The sequence below is a fragment of the Yoonia maritima genome (assembly GCF_003003285.1).
In the GTDB taxonomy this organism is placed as follows: Bacteria; Pseudomonadota; Alphaproteobacteria; order Rhodobacterales; family Rhodobacteraceae; genus Yoonia; species Yoonia maritima.
In genome coordinates this window covers 97,049-114,177 of sequence record NZ_PVTP01000005.1, presented here as the reverse complement: position 1 = coordinate 114,177, position 17,129 = coordinate 97,049, and the positions used below count along the sequence as shown (strand labels likewise).

Below are 17,129 nucleotides of genomic sequence, written 5' to 3'. Positions count from 1 at the left end.
TTGATGGCGTATCTATTGGGTGTGGACACCGGCGGAACCTATACTGATGCCGTTGTTTTAGCGGAAAAAGCCGATGTGATCGTCGCCTCTGCAAAGGCGCTAACGACCCGACCTGACTTAGCGATCGGTGTTGGTAATGCTATTGATGCAGCCTTGGCACAGGCCAGTGTCCCGGTATGTGATATCGCTATGGTTTCGCTGTCGACGACCCTTGCAACTAACGCTTTGGTCGAAGGGCAAGGTGGCCGAATAGCCCTAATCGCCGTTGGATTTGACGACTCTGATCTGCAAAGGTCAGGCTTGGCCGATGCGCTTGGGGGGGATCCGTTAATCCGGCTTTCTGGAGGGCATGATCACGCGGGTGTCGAAGCGGCACAGATTGACATGCAAACACTTCATGATGAGGTTAAGTCGTTGGATGTCGAGGTATCCGGTTTTGCTGTGGTGGGTAGGTTTGCAACGCGCAATCCCGCGCATGAACGCGCGACACGTGACTATCTTCGCAAGATGACAGGCAAGCCAGTGACGTGTTCGTACGAGCTGTCGCAGGCTTTGGGTGGGCCAAAACGTGCACTTACGGCTGTCTTGAATGCGCGGTTAATCGGACTGATCGATCAGCTTATCACAGTGTGTAAAGGTCACCTTCAGCGGCGCGGGATCTCGGCAAATCTGATGGTTGTACGTGGCGATGGCGCGCTTATTCCTGCCGATGTCGCACGTGATAAGCCGATTGAAACAATCCTTAGCGGACCAGCGGCGTCCGTTGCGGGCGCAAGCTGGTTAAGCGGCGAAACAGATGCATTGGTTAGCGATATTGGGGGGACAACAACAGATGTTTGTCTGTTGCGCGATGGCCGCCCAATGATCGACCCGCAAGGCGCGCGCGTGGGGACGTTCCGTACAATGGTCGAAGCCGTCGCAATGCGTACTACTGGCCTAGGCGGCGATAGCGAAGTCCATGTGATGGATGGTCTGGAAGGCGCAATACTGTTGGGGCCACGACGGCTAATGCCAATTTCACTCGCAGCAACCCAGTTCCCTGAACTTATCCACCCCGAGCTAGATCGGGCGTTAGCGCATGATATTCCTGCACCCGATGGCGGACAATTTGCTATCCCTTTATGGTCCAATTTTCCCAGTGGTTTAGATGATCGCGAATTGACGGTTGCAACGCGGCTTTCTGATGGGCCGATGCGTCTTGGTAAAGCTGTACAAACACGTGTCGAAAGCCCTGCGATGACCCGTTTGATAAATCGCGGACTGGTGATGATTGCAGGTGTGACCCCGTCAGATGCATCACATGTTTTGGGCAGATCAGATAGCTGGGACCGTGATGCGGCGGACAAGGCGCTAACCTTGTTTGCCCGACGCCGCGCGGGCTCTGGTCAACGTATTGCACCGAATTCTGATGTCATGGCGCAGATGATCGTGGATCAGCTTACCGGGCAAACTGTGAATTGCTTGCTTGAGACAGCGTTTGCCGAAGATGATATTGCAGGTGAAGCCACAAACCTTGCGCGACATCCATTGACTATGGCGGGGCTTGATCGACACCAAGGTGTGCTTCAAATGCAATTGTCGATTGGCGTGCCAATTGTCGGGCTAGGGGCCTCTGCGCCAGCCTACTATGGGGCAGTTGGTAAACGGCTTGGCACAAAAATGGTATTGCCAAAACATGCTGATGTGGCGAACGCTGTTGGCGCCGTCGTTGGGCAAGTCAGAATGCAAGAAACCGGCACGTTGATAAACGACGGCGGGTTTACTGCCTACCTACCAAGCGGGCCGCAACGGTGTGCAGACAAAGAATCCGGCCTTGCAGCATTGGAGCAGGCTTTAACAGATGTGGCTAAGGCAAAGGCAGTTGCCGCGGGGGTCGCGGCTCCGCGGATTAACGTTGCATGCGACATGAAAGAGGCTGAAATCGAAGGCCACCAAACATTTATCGAGGCGACCATGCGGGTTACAGCAAGTGGCCGACCGCGCATTGCTCACGCTTAATGTGTCAAAACAGTTGATTTTCTCACATTCCTGTCACCGTGATTGCGCCGGATGAATGCATCGGCGACAAGGTTTAGACCTTGGGGAGGTACGAATGCTCGACCGATATGCACGCCGATTAATTGACCCGCCGCTGAACAAGCTTGGCCAAGGGTTAGCGAGGCTTAGCATTACTGCTGATTTTATCACGCTTTCTGGTCTGTTCCTTGGCGTGCTAGCCGCTGTTTCTATCGCGCTTGATGCACCTGAGTTAGCGCTCGTTCCGTTGTTGCTAAGTCGGGTTGCCGATGGGTTGGATGGCGCCGTGGCGCGGGCGACCCGTAAAACTGACTTTGGTGGATATCTCGATATTACCGTAGATTTTTTGTTCTACGGGCTGATCCCGATGGCGTTCGTCTGGCTGTCACCCGCGACGAATGGCGCTGCTGGCGCGTTTTTGCTGGCGTCGTTCTATTTCAACGGTGCCAGCTTTTTGGGTTACGCAATTCTGGCTGAAAAGCACGGTCACAAGACCACGGCTCAAGGTCAGAAATCGCTCTACTACTCGAACGGCATTCTCGAAGGCACCGAAACGATCGCGTTCTTCGTCTTGCTTTGCTTGCTACCCACGTATTTCGCCCCGCTATCATGGGTCTTTGGCGCGCTTTGCTTTGCGACCGCAACACTTCGGCTATACGCCGCGAAACAGATATTCACCGAATAAAGGATCAATCTTGATGAAACACCTTGCTGTTCTGGCCGCGCTCTTGGCGCCTTTGCCTGCCCTGGCTGATGTGAATCCCGCCGACTGGGATGCCGTTCTGGCCGAGGCTACAGGGCAAACCGTTTATTGGAATGCATGGGGTGGGTCGACCACAACCAATGAATTCATCGCATGGGTCGGTGACCGTGTGTCTGCAGAATACGGTGTCACGCTGGAACATGTTAAGCTGACTGACACAGCCGATGCCGTTACGCGTGTTCTTTCGGAAAAACAGGCAGGTGAAGACGACGACGGCGCGATTGATATGATCTGGATTAACGGGTCCAACTTTGCAGCAATGAAAGACGCGGATCTACTGTTTGGCCCCTATGCCGAAGACTTGCCAAACTGGGGACTGGTCGATGCCGAAGGCAAGGCAGTGCAAACTGATTTCACTGTCCCCGTCGAAGGATACGAGAGCCCATGGGCCATGGCCCAAGTGGTATTTGTCCACAACACTGAAACGATGCCTGATCGGTTGGGTTCCATGCAGGCGCTACAGGATTGGGCGCAAGCCAACCCCGGCCGTTTTAGCTATCCGCAGCCGCCGGATTTCTTGGGCACGACTTTCCTAAAGCAGGTTTTGGTCGATATTTTGGATGATCCTTCGGTTCTGGCTACGCCTGCGACCGACGAAAATTACGATGCCGTGACAGCGCCATTGTGGGCTTATCTTGATGAACTCACGCCAAACTTATGGCGCGAAGGCAAAGCATACCCGGCGACCGGAACAGCGATGTTCCCACTGATCGCTGATGGTGAACTTGATCTGTCGATCTCCTTCAGCCCGGGTGCTGCGTCTACAGCGATTGCGAATTATGAACTGCCTGACACAGTTCGGACCTTTGTTTTGGACAAGGGGACAATCGGCAACGCGTCATTTGTGGCGATCCCTTATAATTCCGGGTCCAAAGCAGGCGCGATGGTCGTCGCAGACTTTTTGATGTCGCCAGAGGCCCAAGCCCGAGCACAAGACCCCGCGATCTTGGGGTATGGAACCGTGTTGAACATGGACTCGCTCACCGCCGAAGATCGCGCGGTCTTTGATGGGTTGGAATTGGGTATCGCGACGCTAACACCAGCCGAGCTTGGCACTGTTCAGGCTGAACCGCACCCAAGCTGGATGACACGCATCGCAGATGATTGGTCAGCACGTTACGGTGTTGCGCAATAAGCGCGATCTTGGGACGTTGATACATACGCGACGTCCTATTTTGCCCCTGCTGCCTGCGCTGACACTTTTGTTTATGCTGGGGCCGGTTGTTGCGGGCATTTGGGGAACACTGCTGCCCGCCTTCGGACATCTGCCAGCTGCGGGGCTGACAGGGCCATCGTTGGAGCCCTTTCGCGCCTTGTTCGATTGGCCCGGCCTTCCGCGCGCTGCATTGCTGTCAGTGACAACGGGGATAGGCGCAACTGTCGTATCCTTGGCTGTTGTTACTCTTCTCTTGGCGGGGTGGTCGGGGACCCGTCAGTTTCGCGTTCTTGAAAGGCTATTGTCGCCACTTTTGTCGGTGCCGCATGCCGCCGCCGCCTTTGGCTTGGCGTTTTTGATCGCACCGTCTGGATGGATTGCGCGGCTGTTGTCTCCGGTCATGACGGGCTGGGACCGCCCGCCGGACCTTTTAATTGTCCAAGACCCTTTGGGCCTGACAATGATGGTTGGTCTTATCATCAAAGAAATCCCGTTCCTGATCCTGATTAGCATCGCGGCCCTTGGCCAAGCGCAGGCGCAAAACAGTGTCACAATCGCCCAAGCATTGGGATACGGCCGCGTGACAGGTTGGCTCAAGACGGTGTTTCCACGTGTCTATGCCCAGATCAGGCCACCGGTGTATGTGGTGTTGGCCTATTCGATGTCGGTCGTTGATGTCGCGGTGATACTTGGACCAAACACACCTCCGACGCTGTCGGTACAGATCGTGAAATGGATGTCGGACCCGGACCTTTCTATGCGCCTTTTGGCTGCGGCTGGTGCGATCATGCAGCTTGCCTTGGTAGTCGGCGCGCTCGCGTTTTGGCGACTGGGAGAGATCGCTGTCGCCCATTTCGGTCGCCGTTGGATTGCGTCAGGCGCGCGTGGAAAATGTGACCCTATTATTGCCCAAGTCGCCCTTTTTTCTGGTGGGGCATCGGTCTTGGCGGTGCTGTTTGGGCTGGTCGTCTTGGCGATCTGGTCGGTCGCGGGTTATTGGAGCTTTCCAGATGCGTTCCCAGACGGGTTCACTTCACGCAATTGGACGCGGCATGGGCCTGGCGCATTCGCGGCCCTTGGTGAAACCGGGTTTATCGCGGTCGTCGTGGCGATTAGCGCGTTGGTTTTGACCATCGGATGCCTGGAGGCCGAGTATCGCCACGGGCTACGTGTAACACAGCGAGCGGTGTGGTTGCTTTACCTGCCATTGCTGGTTCCGCAAACGGCGTTCTTGCCGGGCTTACAGACACTAATGCTAGGGATTGGGGCCGAAGTCGGGCGGATACCTGTCATGCTGGCGCATTTGGTTTTCGTACTACCCTATGTGTTTTTGTCACTTTCCGATCCATTTCGTGCATGGGACACCCGGACTGGAACGGTCGCCGCAGCATTGGGCGCAAGCCCTGATGGCGTGCTGTGGCGGGTGCGCCTGCCAATGCTTTTACGCCCAATATTAACTGCGCTTGCCGTTGGGCTTGCTGTTTCTGTGGGGCAATATTTGCCAACGCTATTGATCGGGGGCGGTCGTGTCGCGACCCTAACGACCGAGGCCATCGCGCTCGCGTCAGGTGGCGACCGTCGTGCGATTGGGGTCTATGGTTTGATGCAAACGGGTGCCGCGTTGTTACCCTTTGCAATGGCGCTGTTGGTCCCAACGTTGGTCTGGCGAAATCGAAGGGGTTTGCGGCATGAATAAGGGTCTATTCCTGCGGAATGTTGAAATTTCGAACGGTGCACAACCGCTGCTAACGTTGTCACATGACATCGCACCGGGCGAGGTTTTGACCATTATGGGCCCCTCTGGCGTGGGGAAATCGACGCTGCTGGCGTACATTACCGGCACCCTTTCAGCTGACTTTGCCGCAAGTGGCAGGATTGTTTTGGATGGTCATGACATCACCCATGCACCGGCGCACAAGCGACACGTTGGCATCTTGTTCCAAGATGACCTGCTTTTCCCGCATTTATCCGTCGGTGCAAACCTTGCGTTTGGGCTGGCGCCGGGGGGGACACGGGAAGAGCGACGCAAAAAGATCGCAGAAGCATTGGCCGAGGTTGATTTGGCAGGCTTTGAAGATCGCGATCCCGCGACCCTATCTGGGGGACAAAAGGCACGTGTCGCGTTGATGCGGATGCTGTTGTCAGAACCCTGTGCGTTGCTGCTGGATGAACCGTTTTCGCGGCTTGATACCGCATTGCGCGCGCAGGTTCGCGATTTGGTGTTCGCACGGGCAAAGGCCCGGTCATTGCCTGTGTTGATGGTGACCCACGACGCCGAAGACGCCCGCGCCGCAGGTGGTAAAGTCATCACATTGGAAGTGCAGAGCTAAAGCGGACCTGTTTGGAACAGCCAGACCTTTAACCCGCCATGCGGAACGGGTGCGCCTTTGGGTTTGAATGGCAGGCCAGTGGCCTTGGCGAGTCCGGCGTCGCTTGTGATGATCCCGACGCGCCAGCCGCCAAACCGTTCTTTGAGCGTCTGACCTAGGCTACCGTACAGTCCAAACAACAGCTTGGGGTTCCCGATCCGGCCACCATAGGGCGGGTTGCAGATGATCAGGCCGGGTGGTCCGTCAGGGCGTTGCAGGTCGGACACCGGATGGTTTTCAAAGGTGATCAGGTCATCGACACCAGCACGCAGTGCGTTTGCTTTGCTCATCCGGATGGCACCCGCGTCGCGGTCGCTGCCATAAAAATGCTGTGCCGTTGGCTTTGGTGATTGTTTGCGCATGTCTTCCCATGCTTCTTGATCGAAGCTGGCGAGCTTTTCAAACGCGAAACTGCGTGACCGACCCGGGTTCAAACCACGCGCGATTTCTGCCGCCTCAATCGGAAAGGTGCCAGAGCCGCACATAGGGTCTAACACAGGCTCTTTTCCGTCATAACCACATTCACGCAAGAACAGCGAAGCCAGCGTTTCACGCATAGGGGCCTTGTTCACGGCTTCTTTGTGACCGCGCTTGTGCAAGCTTTCGCCAGATGTATCGAGGCTGATGGTCACCCGGTTGTCGTCGATACGCGCTTTGATCACGATCTCGGCCTCGGGGCTGATCGTCATGCCGTGGCTTTCGCGTAGTGCGGTTTCGATCCGCTGTGTCGCAGCGCCAGCGTGATAGATTTTGGATTTCTTGCTCGTGCTAACTTCGACCCTAACAGGCAGATTAGAGTCTAATATGTCACCCCAAGGGAACTTGCGCGACCGTTTGTCGAGCTGCGCCAAATGGAACGCCATGAATGATCCCACCCGCGCCAAAACTCGGGTCGCACCGCGCATGGTTAGGTTAGCGCGCCAGACGTCTGGCCAACCGCCCATGATTGTCACCCCACCGGGTGTGACTTTGGCATCAAGAAACCCGTTTTCCATCGCTTCTGCGTGCAGCGCAGATTCGAGTCCGGGAGTGGCGGTCATGAATATTTCAAATTGGCTCATTCGCCGTGCATAGGGCCAAGCACTGCGTTTGCGCAAGCTCCGTTTAAAAGGTGGACTGTATCCCAATACGGGCTTGCAACTGCGATGTCGTGAACTGGGTCACGTTAGATTCCGTATGCGTTGCTGTCACGCCAACAGTCGGCGCGAATCCAAAATAGGCCGCATTGTTGAAGACAACGGTCCCGCCAAGGCTGGCGTAACGGTCCCTACGTCCATCAAGCGAGAGGGTGAATTCGTCATAGCTTTTGTAACCAAGTCCACCGGATACGGAGACATGTGTTCCCATCAGCGGTTGGCCGAAATGATAGGCGATGTTTCCCCGATACTCTGTGAAACTGTCGGTTTCGAACGCGGCGTTTTGGGTCAATCCTGAAAAAGTGATCGTAACCTTGTCTTGGTTTGTGCGCATATGTTGCTGGCTTGCGTAAACATATGTGACCTGAGTGTCAGACTGTGTCGCATGACGTGCTGTGCGGTTTTCGAAACTACCCCCAATGGTTAACGCGTTGTTCGCGCCATCTGGTATCATCTGCGCCAATGACACCTTTCCATAATCCCAAAGAGGGTCGCCGCCAAACCATGCCTTGCCGATGTGTGCCGATACGCTGGTTGGTCCCCATCCGCTTTGCAATAGCCGACTGTGGTTTATGGCTGCCTCTGTCAGGATCAGGGCATAGTCATTACCGGAAATGTCCGGCACAGCGGCTTGGGATTTACGAGACAGTGAAAACGTTCTGCCAAAAATGTAGCCCTGTAGCTGTGTGCGGTGGTTCGGCCCTTGTGCCAGATCGTAGGTTGCAAATACATCGCCAGCGTATTCGATGCCGCTTAGCGCAAGGCTGCTTTCGGGCAGAAAAAATTCAAAGTCCAATCCTTCTAGGAAAAACGATTCCGATTCGGATCCGTTGTTGATGTTGTCGGAAGGCGCGACCGAGAAACCAAGATTGACGCGCAATGGATTTTCGGTGCGAATTCTCGTGAACTCCTGTCGTACTTTCGCTGCTTCTTGGGGTGTCTCGGCGTCGTTGCCTGCGCGCCTAAGCCACCATTGCGCACGAGTGTATTGATTCATCTTAAAATGTGCACCGGCAACAATCCGTGCTGCTTGAAGCCGTTGGTCGGCTGTCGTTGCGACCCGATAGGCATTCGTCGCGGCATCTGCAGAGGCATGGTCAGCGCCAAGGTCGGCGTGTGCTAAGGAAAGCAAGATTAGCGCTGCGTAGTTGGACGGTTCTTGGTCGATGATACCTTCCGCCAGCGCGCGCGCACGTTCTGGGTTGCCAGTGACCAGTGCTTGTTCCGATTGTGACAGCACGTTTGTGGGTGACGCGTGGGCGGTTCTGACTGATATTTCTAAACACAATAAAGTGGTTAATGCGATGACGTAACAGGAGCGTTTCATAACGGCATCGCTAATACGGTGCAGCGATACCAGCAATGATTTGACTACTTTTGTCGGTGGATCGGCGTTTCGTCGCCAGCTTTGATGAGCGCGGTGAAACGGTTTTGATGCTGTATCGGACTCGACTACGCATTTCGTAAGCTAAATGAGGTCACGCTATGAAATCCTATCTCGCAGTCGTTGCTATATCCGTTTTAGGCGCGTGTAGCAGCGGAACCTCGGGTGCTGATACCAGCACCGGAGCTCCGACGACCCCAAGCACCCCAACGGTGCCATCGACACCCGTAGATGCGTCGTTTCAGGGCATGCTAAACGATGTGCGCGCTTCCAACGGTGCTGGAGCAGTTGCATATGACGCGCGGCTGGGCGCTGCCGCGCAAGGCCATGCTGACGATATGCTTGCGAACAATTACTTTAGCCACACAGGGCTGAACGGTTCGTCACCCGGTGATCGGATTACCGCGACCGGCTATGTCTGGCGTACGTATGGTGAGAACATTGCTAAGGGGCAGACATCCGAAGAACAGGTGATGGAGGGCTGGACAAATTCACTGGGCCATCATGCAAATAACATCAACCCAGCGTTTGAAGACTATGCATTAGCCAAGGCAGGTTCAGGTAGCAACACCTATTGGGTGTTGGTGTTAGCAACAGAGATGTAGCGCTAGGCGGTTTCAGGTTTTGGTACGGGTTTGGTCATGCCTTCTAACACCCTTAATGGCCGCTTTACGGTTTCGGAAAGTCCCGTTGGGGTGGGTGCCGCCATTTGTTTGCTGACTTCAACCATAAGAACGCCTCCTGCAGCGATCAACGGCATGGAGTGCCCGACACGTTCAATAAGTCCGGCTGACTTACGCCAAATTCGGCCGCTTGATGGAGGTTGATAAAGCGTAGAAAGCGTTCGTTCTGTCACGAACCGATGTTTGCGTAATTGCGATTCAAGTTGGCTAAGCGAATATGGGCGCCCGTAGCCAAATGGGGTCTTGTCCGATCGCGACCAAAGCCCAGCACGGTTCGGTACAATGAAAACAGCCCGACCCCCTGGACCCAACACACGCCATGCTTCGTCCAGCAATGCTGTTGGTTGTTCAGTTGTATCCAGCCCGTGCATCATCACCAGCTTGTCGACGTGACCGGTTTCAATGGGCCAAAGAGTGTCTTCGCACAAAACGCTTTGGTTTTTTTCGCCCGGCGGCCAGGGCATCACGCCTTGTGGACCAGGCATCAGCCCGATAACGCGCCGTGCATCTTTTAGGTATGGTCGCAATAGCGGAACAGCAAAACCAAAGCCGACAACCATTTGGCCTTGGGCCTCTGGCCACATTTGGGTTAGCTCTGTGCGGATTACCTTTTGGGCCGCCCGCCCAAGAGCGCTTCGGTAATAGAATTGACGCAGATCCAAAACATCTAGGTGCATTGCGGTTGCAGTTCCTTGGGCAAAGATTACGTTTAACCATAACAACAGAAGGGCGCATTGCCATGGGAAACACTTCAACGACATTAGAATTGGTCACTGTGCCGTGTTTGTCGGACAACTATGCGTTTTTGGTCCACAATGCGCAGACTGGCGAAACCGCGTTGATCGATGCGCCGGAAGCGGCCCCAATTCAAGCAGAACTTGATGCACGCGGTTGGGTACTGTCCGATATCTTGCTGACTCATCACCACCCAGATCATATTGATGGCGTAAAAGAATTGCGCGGGAATGCGCGTGTGATTGGTGCAAAGGCAGACTCTCACCGCCTACCGCCGCTAGATGTTGAAGTAAGCGAAGGTGCGCTGTTGACCGTGTGCGGCACACAAACGGACGTCTTTGACGTGTCAGGGCATACCTTAGGTCATATCGCGTTTTACATGGCCGCTCCTGGCTATGCGTTTACGGCAGATAGTTTAATGGCGCTTGGATGCGGCCGGTTGTTTGAAGGCTCGCCTGCACAAATGTGGGACAGTATGCAAAAGCTGCGAGCGCTGCCTGACAGCACGGTTGTTTGTTCCGGTCATGAATATACAGAATCGAACGCACGTTTCGCGCTGTCTCTTGATCCTGAGAATTCTGCGCTTATCTCTCGTGTAGAGAAAATCACAGCCGCACGGACGACCAATCAGCCAACGATTCCCTCAAACTTAGGCGACGAAAAGCGGACAAACCCGTTTTTACGGGCTGACGATACTGCCTTAAAAGCAGTTTTAGGGATGGAAATGTCGACTGATGTCGAGGTGTTTGCTGAAATACGCGCAAGAAAAGACAGATTCTGACAGCCATTTTCCCCGATTGGGCCAGAATTTCGCGCAAAAGCCACTTTTCACATGTTTTGTGAGGATGAATCGGAAAAAAGTCCTTGAAGGTTCCGGCATAAAACCAAACCTTAAGGATAAGAGGCCACGGTTGGTTTGTGCCCAAGGCACCAGCAGACCCACGATATGAAGGAGCACAAAAGTGCCATCATTTTCGACCACACTTGAGCAAGCAATTCATGGGGCGCTGGCCCTTGCGAATGCCCGCAAACACGAACTTGCCACGCTAGAGCATCTTTTGCTCTCGCTTATTGAAGAACCTGATGCGGCGCGTGTCATGCGTGCTTGCTCGGTTAATCTGGACGACCTGCGCAAGGATCTAGAAGACTTCATTGATGACGATCTTGCGACGTTGATCACAGATGTCGAAGGATCAGAGGCCGTGCCGACAGCCGCGTTCCAGCGGGTAATTCAGCGCGCTGCGATCCATGTGCAGTCATCTGGGCGTAGCGAAGTAACAGGCGCGAACGTATTGGTTGCCATCTTCGCTGAACGCGAAAGTAACGCGGCTTACTTCCTGCAAGAACAGGACATGACGCGTTACGATGCGGTGAACTTTATCGCGCATGGCGTTGCCAAAGACCCCGCTTTCGGCGAATCGCGCCCGGTATCAGGATCGCCTGAAGATGGTGAAACGATTTCATCCGGTGGCGAATCCGAAGAAAAAGAAAGTGCACTTGCCAAATACTGCGTTGATTTGAACGTGAAAGCATCAAAGGGTGATGTTGATCCGTTGATCGGTCGTACCCACGAAGTTGAACGTTGCATTCAGGTGCTGTGCCGCCGTCGTAAAAATAATCCGCTGTTGGTGGGTGATCCGGGCGTAGGTAAAACCGCGATTGCCGAAGGTTTGGCGTATAAAATCGTAAATAACGAAGTGCCAGAGGTTCTGTCGAAGGCGACGATCTATTCGCTCGATATGGGGGCTTTGCTTGCTGGTACGCGCTACCGCGGCGATTTTGAAGAACGGCTAAAAGCCGTGATGACGGAAATGGAAGACCACCCTGATGCGGTGCTGTTTATCGATGAAATCCACACCATTATTGGTGCCGGGGCGACATCAGGTGGCGCGATGGACGCATCCAACTTACTGAAACCTGCGTTGCAGGGCGGCAAGCTGCGCTGCATGGGGTCGACAACATACAAAGAGTTCCGTCAGCACTTTGAAAAAGACCGTGCGCTATCCCGTCGTTTCCAGAAGATTGACGTGACTGAACCTTCGGTTCCAGATGCGATTAAAATTCTGCAAGGGCTGAAGCCGTATTTCGAAGAGCATCACAGCATCAAATACACAGCTGACGCGATCAAAACTGCGGTAGAGCTTTCTGCGCGCTACATCAACGACCGCAAATTGCCGGATAAGGCGATCGACGTCATCGACGAAGCTGGGGCAGCACAGCATCTGCTGTCTGAATCCAAGCGCCGCAAGACGATTGGTGCTAAGGACATCGAGGCTGTTGTCGCAAAAATTGCACGTATCCCAGCCAAGAACGTGTCTAAAGATGATGCCGAGGTTCTGAAGGACCTTGAAAAGTCTCTTAAGCGTGTCGTCTTTGGTCAGAACACTGCGATCGAGGCATTGTCTTCGGCGATTAAACTGGCGCGTGCTGGGTTGCGTGAACCTGAAAAGCCAATTGGTAACTACCTTTTCGCGGGTCCAACTGGTGTCGGTAAGACCGAGGTCGCCAAACAACTGGCCGATACATTGGGAGTAGAACTACTGCGTTTCGACATGTCTGAATACATGGAAAAACACGCGGTATCACGTCTGATTGGCGCACCTCCGGGTTATGTCGGTTTTGATCAAGGTGGCATGCTGACGGATGGTGTTGACCAAAACCCGCACTGTGTGTTGCTGCTCGACGAAATGGAAAAAGCGCATCCGGATGTTTACAACATCTTGCTGCAAGTCATGGACCACGGGAAACTGACCGACCACAACGGTCGCACAACGGATTTCCGCAACGTGATCATCATCATGACATCGAATGCTGGTGCGTCTGAAATGTCGAAAAACGCATTGGGCTTTGGTCGTGAAACCCGCGAAGGCGAAGACACCGCGGCGATTGAACGGACGTTTACGCCTGAGTTCCGCAACCGTCTGGATGCGATCATTAGCTTTGGCGCACTGCCGAAACCAGTGATTATGCAAGTGGTCGAGAAATTTGTACTTCAGCTAGAAGCGCAATTGATTGACCGCAATGTCCATATTGAACTGACCAAGGCTGCGGCCGAGTGGCTGGCAGACAAGGGATATGATGCGAAGATGGGCGCGCGCCCACTTGGCCGCGTTATCCAAGAGCACATCAAAAAACCACTTGCCGAAGAACTGTTGTTTGGCAAGTTGGTCAAAGGTGGAATCGTCAAAGTAGGCGTCAAAGGTGGCGCGCTTGCCTTAAGCTATGAAGCCCCAGAGCAAGGTAAGATCACTGATGGTGGAGATAAGCCACCGCTCTTGACTGCGGATTGATAAGGTCGACATAAATATCAAATGCCCGCCCTTAGTGGCGGGCATTTTTCGTTTGTACATCCATCATTTTGGCTTTCGTAAAGTGCTTAACTTCATCTGCGGTTCTGCTAGGCGCTCACCGGGACCCACCTAAGCATAGGCAAGAAGACAAGGGTCGCGGTCGCCGGTCGTAATGCGATGCTCGTCTCCGGGCCGATTGAAGATCAGCGATCCGTGGGCATAGACCGCCGTGTTATTTTCAGACCATGCGCCTGAAATTGAAACATAGCTTTCTTCAATGTCTTGGTGGCTGTGTTGCGGATAGGTCGTGTTCGGCGCGAATAAAACGAAACCTAAAATCAACGTATCGCACTGGACTGGGCCGCGTGGGCCTAATATTTCGCAATATGCGTATTTTTGCCCTAGCGATTTCGATACTTTTTCGTACCCGTATTCCCATGTGAGGCTGTCTTTTACTTCGCGAAGGGCGCGGGCCATTCCTTGCATAGCAGCCCGTTCGCCCAGATCTAAAGCACGCGAAAAATGCGCTGTTACATGCTTTTGGCTGGCAGTCCGATCAATGAGGTGCGGATTTTTCGCGATTGTCGCAGAAAGTCGATCGCGTACGCGTTTGCGATGGCTTCGGATCGGGATGCTGCCGCCATCTGACCAGAACCGGTACAAGGAATCGATCTCTCGTAAGAGGTACACCCAATTCGGGCAGTCCATTAACCTTGGTGTTTCAACGCGATCTGTAAAAGCAGGTACTTGGGTCATTTCAGCAGCCAAGCACAAAGTTTATGATTTTCGCAAGAATTTCTATCGCTCGGTCAGTTTTAGTTCGATACGCCGGTTTTGCGCGCGCGCCTCCGGTGTATTTGCAGGGTTCAGCGGTTGGAATTCTCCAAATCCATTCGCAGCGAGACGTCGCGGATCAATACCCAGTTCTTCGGACATGAAACGCACCACCGAAAGAGCCCGTGCTTGGCTCAGTTCCCAGTTATCACTGTAACGGCCGCCACCCGATACAGGAATGTTATCTGTATGGCCGTCAACGCGGATCACCCAGTCGATCCCTGATGGGATATCATCGGAAATACCGCGCAAAATATCAGCAATATTTGCAATTTCGGCTTCGCCAAGTGATGAAAGCCGTGCGCTGCCCGGTTCAAACAGAACTTCGGATGAGAACACAAAGCGGTCGCCTTCGATCCTAACACGGTCTTGACCCTCTAAGATTTTACGCAATTCGCCAAAGAAGTCGGATTTGAATTGTTCAAGATTTTGGGTTTCGGCGCGCAGGCGTGCGGCCTCGGCTTCTAGGCGAATACGCTCTGCTTCTTCGAGCGCGCGGCGCTGACGTTCTTCAGATGCGACGCGTGCAAGCGCGGTGTTAAGCTGGGACCCAAGTGTTTCAATCTGAACTTGTGCCTCGCGATCGGAGTCTTCTGCCAAGTTTAACAAACTTTGCAAGTTTGAAACTTGGCGACGCATTTCTGCGATCTGCTCGTTAAGCAGTGTAACCTGCCGCTGGCTTTCCGCAGACACGGCTTCTTCGGTTTGTAAGGCTTCGTTTGCCATCGCAAGTAATTGCGCTTGTCGTGCGGCTTCCGTTACTTGGTTCGACTGATCACCCTGCATTTGCGCGAGCGCAGCCCGGGCTTCGGCGAGTTGGATGCTTAAGGCGTCATTTTCACTTGAAAGCGAATTTTTAATCGCGTCGAGTTCGTCTTGCGCAGCCCGTGCCGCAGCCAAAAGCGTCAGCGTTTCTTCGGCATCCCGACGTTGCTGTTCAAGGTTCAGCGTCATCGCGGTCAGTTCTGTATCAGCATTGGCAAGACGTTCGCGCAATGCTTCAGCCGCAGCCGCATCAGCGAGTTGCGCTGTTTCCAATGCTGATAGCTGCGCAGTTTTATCTGTCGCTTGTGTTTCAAGATCTGCGACCATCGCTTCAAGCGCTTCGCGACGGGCAGCTGATAGGCGGGCTTCTTCTGTGCTGGCGTCAATTTCACTGCGCGCTCGTGCAAGCGCAAGATTCAGCGCGTCCTGCTGTGATATGAGCGATGCTTGATCAGCAAGTAATTGCGATTTTTCAGCTTCCAAGCTGGCAACGTTATTGCGGGCGGCATTCATGTCTGAAAGCAATCCGGCGACTTGTGCCTCAAACTGTGTGATCTCGGTTTGGGCCTGTGCCAGAGCCTGCTCTTGTGCTTCTCGGTCAGCAATTAGCGATGCAATGCGGTTGGCTTGGCGTGTGGCTTCGGCATTCGCTGCGTCGAGATTGGCAGTCAGCGCATCATTGCGGTTACGTTCAAGCCCAAGGGTGCTTGCCAGCGCGGCAACCTCGTCGTGAAGCGTGTTTAGTTCGCTTTCCTGCCCGGTAATGGTTTCCTGCAGTACAAATTGGATCACCATGAATATGGTAAGAACGAACATTAAGACGAGCAAAAGGCCCGTCATAGCATCGACAAAGCCGGGCCAGATTGCGTTTTGGAAACGGTTCGATGATCTGCGGCTTAGCGCCATGGATCAACCTCTGTCCTTGATTGCACTTGCCAATGTGGCCAAGTCGGCGCGCAAGTCGCCGATGCTTTCTTGTCGTCCGGCGGACATTTCTTCCAAAATCCGCAGCAACTGCACATCGATTGACCGTAGGCGCATACGGCTTTCGGCATCGATACCTTCCATGCCGCTGTCATCTAGTTTTTTGATCAACCGGTCTTGGCCGTCAGCAACCCGTGTGAGAAGCGCGTTGTTATCATTTGCCTTGGTGGTGTGCGCCAATTGTTCAACAGCGGCTGCAAGGCTGGCGAAACGAGTATCGGTTGTCTCGCGTTCGGTTTCATTCTGGCCAATCATGACCTGCATTGTGTCCATCAGTTCGCCAAGCTGATCAACAAAGGAATCCATCGCACCCAGATCGGTTGTGCCACCTTCTTCGCCGTCGATTCCGACACGTGTAATCGTCGATAGCCATTCTTCGAGCTCGCGGTAGAAACGGTTTTGACCGTGGCCAGCAAAGAGTTCCAACAAACCAACGATCAACGACCCGGCAAGGCCCATCAATGAGCTAGAGAATGCAGTCCCCATACCGCCAAGCTGGCTTTCGAGACCGGCCTGTAACCGACCAAACACATCTGCACCGCTTTCGCCCTCGGCTGGGTTTAGGGAACGAATGGTATCGACCAATGCGGGAACAGTCGTTGCTAAGCCGTAAAATGTCCCCAAAAGCCCAAGGAAGATAAGAACATTGCCAATATAACGTGTGATCTCACGGTCTTCGTCGATCCGCTGTGCGACAGAATCAAGAATTGATCGGCCGGAACTCGATGAAACTTGGGTGCGCGCCCCGCGTGATCGTAGCAATGTGGCCAAAGGCGCCAGCAGTGAAGGTGCTTTGGTAAAGTTGTGACCGCCCGTTTCTTTGGCAAAGTGTTCGATCCAACGAACTGACTTCATCAATAGGAAAACCTGATTGATGCAGGACAACACCCCCAGCCCAAAGACAGCAAGGATCACCCCATTTAAATATGGGTTTGATTTATAGATCGATACGATCTGGTTCAGCCCAATGTAGAAACCGGTTCCGACCAGTCCCAGAACGACCAGCATGAAAAT

Annotated in this window: 14 protein-coding genes; 8 read left to right on the top strand and 6 right to left on the bottom strand. The window is 53.9% G+C overall.

The annotated features are described in order from the left end of the window. The first annotated feature begins 3 nt into the window (after nt 1–3). The 5 genes from CLV80_RS09110 (at nt 4) to CLV80_RS09090 (ending at nt 6,265) form a co-directional block, all read left to right on the top strand. On the top strand, nt 4–1,998 hold the full coding sequence (locus CLV80_RS09110; protein WP_106357206.1) for a hydantoinase/oxoprolinase N-terminal domain-containing protein: 1,995 nt from the start codon (nt 4–6) through the stop codon (nt 1,996–1,998). 94 nt (nt 1,999–2,092) lie between these two features. Next, complete coding sequence (locus tag CLV80_RS09105) at nt 2,093–2,701, top strand: CDP-alcohol phosphatidyltransferase family protein (protein WP_106357203.1); 609 nt, start codon at nt 2,093–2,095, stop codon at nt 2,699–2,701. A 13-nt stretch (nt 2,702–2,714) separates the two neighbouring features. Continuing rightward, nucleotides 2,715–3,914: an ABC transporter substrate-binding protein gene (locus CLV80_RS09100; RefSeq protein ID WP_106357201.1), complete on the top strand. Its 1,200-nt coding sequence runs from the start codon at nt 2,715–2,717 to the stop codon at nt 3,912–3,914. A 73-nt stretch (nt 3,915–3,987) separates the two neighbouring features. Further along, the gene (locus CLV80_RS09095) at nt 3,988–5,631 is read left to right on the top strand and encodes an ABC transporter permease (protein WP_243394496.1); all 1,644 of its coding nucleotides are present in this window, start codon (nt 3,988–3,990) and stop codon (nt 5,629–5,631) included. Continuing rightward, nucleotides 5,624–6,265, top strand: coding sequence for an ATP-binding cassette domain-containing protein (locus CLV80_RS09090; protein ID WP_106357197.1), 642 nt, complete (start codon nt 5,624–5,626; stop codon nt 6,263–6,265). The genes CLV80_RS09095 and CLV80_RS09090 overlap by 8 nt, the downstream gene beginning before the upstream one ends. Here CLV80_RS09090 and CLV80_RS09085 read toward each other — a convergent pair. Together CLV80_RS09085 and CLV80_RS09080 are read right to left on the bottom strand one after the other, a co-directional pair. Next, nucleotides 6,262–7,344, bottom strand: coding sequence for a THUMP domain-containing class I SAM-dependent RNA methyltransferase (locus CLV80_RS09085; RefSeq protein WP_375342193.1), 1,083 nt, complete (start codon nt 7,342–7,344; stop codon nt 6,262–6,264). The two genes, CLV80_RS09090 and CLV80_RS09085, sit on opposite strands and share 4 nt — an antisense overlap. 64 nt (nt 7,345–7,408) lie before the next feature. After that, a complete protein-coding gene (locus CLV80_RS09080; RefSeq protein WP_106357193.1) occupies nt 7,409–8,767 on the bottom strand; it encodes a tetratricopeptide repeat protein in 1,359 nt (452 codons plus the stop codon). A 158-nt stretch (nt 8,768–8,925) separates the two neighbouring features. Here CLV80_RS09080 and CLV80_RS09075 point away from each other — a divergent pair, with 158 nt between their 5' ends. Next, nucleotides 8,926–9,429 (top strand): CAP domain-containing protein, encoded by a 504-nt coding sequence (locus CLV80_RS09075; protein ID WP_106357190.1) that lies wholly within the window; start codon nt 8,926–8,928, stop codon nt 9,427–9,429. A 2-nt stretch (nt 9,430–9,431) separates the two neighbouring features. Here the strand turns inward: CLV80_RS09075 and CLV80_RS09070 are convergent, their stop codons facing one another. Next, entirely contained in the window at nt 9,432–10,184 is a 753-nt protein-coding gene (locus CLV80_RS09070) for a methyltransferase domain-containing protein (protein WP_106357188.1), read from the bottom strand. Between the two features lie 62 nt (nt 10,185–10,246). Here CLV80_RS09070 and gloB point away from each other — a divergent pair, with 62 nt between their 5' ends. Both gloB and clpA read left to right on the top strand, forming a co-directional pair. Beyond that, nucleotides 10,247–11,023 (top strand): hydroxyacylglutathione hydrolase, encoded by a 777-nt coding sequence (gene gloB / locus CLV80_RS09065; protein WP_106357186.1) that lies wholly within the window; start codon nt 10,247–10,249, stop codon nt 11,021–11,023. Between the two features lie 181 nt (nt 11,024–11,204). Next, complete coding sequence (clpA, locus tag CLV80_RS09060) at nt 11,205–13,532, top strand: ATP-dependent Clp protease ATP-binding subunit ClpA (protein WP_106357184.1); 2,328 nt, start codon at nt 11,205–11,207, stop codon at nt 13,530–13,532. Between the two features lie 129 nt (nt 13,533–13,661). Here the strand turns inward: clpA and CLV80_RS09055 are convergent, their stop codons facing one another. Genes CLV80_RS09055 through CLV80_RS09045 form a run of 3 tightly spaced genes read right to left on the bottom strand, consistent with a single transcriptional unit; the run spans nt 13,662 to nt 17,123 of the window. Continuing rightward, nucleotides 13,662–14,288 carry a dimethylsulfonioproprionate lyase family protein gene (locus tag CLV80_RS09055; protein WP_243394483.1) on the bottom strand — a complete coding sequence of 209 codons (627 nt, stop codon included), beginning with the start codon at nt 14,286–14,288 and terminating at the stop codon, nt 13,662–13,664. Nucleotides 14,289–14,330: 42 nt separating this feature from the next. Further along, nucleotides 14,331–16,037, bottom strand: coding sequence for a peptidoglycan -binding protein (locus tag CLV80_RS09050; RefSeq protein WP_106357182.1), 1,707 nt, complete (start codon nt 16,035–16,037; stop codon nt 14,331–14,333). A 3-nt stretch (nt 16,038–16,040) separates the two neighbouring features. Beyond that, nucleotides 16,041–17,123 carry a biopolymer transporter ExbB gene (locus CLV80_RS09045; protein ID WP_106357615.1) on the bottom strand — a complete coding sequence of 361 codons (1,083 nt, stop codon included), beginning with the start codon at nt 17,121–17,123 and terminating at the stop codon, nt 16,041–16,043. Between the last annotated feature and the right edge of the window lie 6 nt (nt 17,124–17,129).